This is a genomic window from Mesorhizobium sp. M8A.F.Ca.ET.161.01.1.1, from assembly GCF_004792105.1.
Classification (GTDB): Bacteria; Pseudomonadota; Alphaproteobacteria; order Rhizobiales; family Rhizobiaceae; genus Mesorhizobium.
Genome location: NZ_SRTD01000437.1, coordinates 1 through 292 on the forward strand (window position 1 = coordinate 1; position 292 = coordinate 292).

Genomic DNA, 292 nt, shown 5'->3' on the forward strand with positions numbered 1-292 from the left:
GCTCGCCCTTGGATACGCGCAGGCGGTCGATCAGGCCACCAATCACCGGCACCTTCGACCGCTGCGCGAAGCTGTCCAGCTTCAGGCTGCGCGCGATGCGCACCACTTCGCCCAGTTTCTCGCCGCTGGCATCGAGGTCACGATTGCGCACCTGGTCCAGCAACTGGCTGGAAAACACTGCGGTGCGCGTGGCCGCTTCGCGACCGAAGACCTGCAGGTTGCCCGGGCGCAGGTCATCCAGCTCCAGACGGATCTCGGCGATGCGCGGCAGATCCTCGCGGACCAGGCCAAG

1 protein-coding gene is annotated in these 292 nt (G+C 66.8%); it reads right to left on the bottom strand.

The window, feature by feature from the left end; all coding sequences use genetic code 11:
* On the bottom strand, window positions 1-292 hold a 292-nt coding region (locus EN804_RS36430; RefSeq protein ID WP_189602239.1), incomplete at both ends, for a toxic anion resistance protein.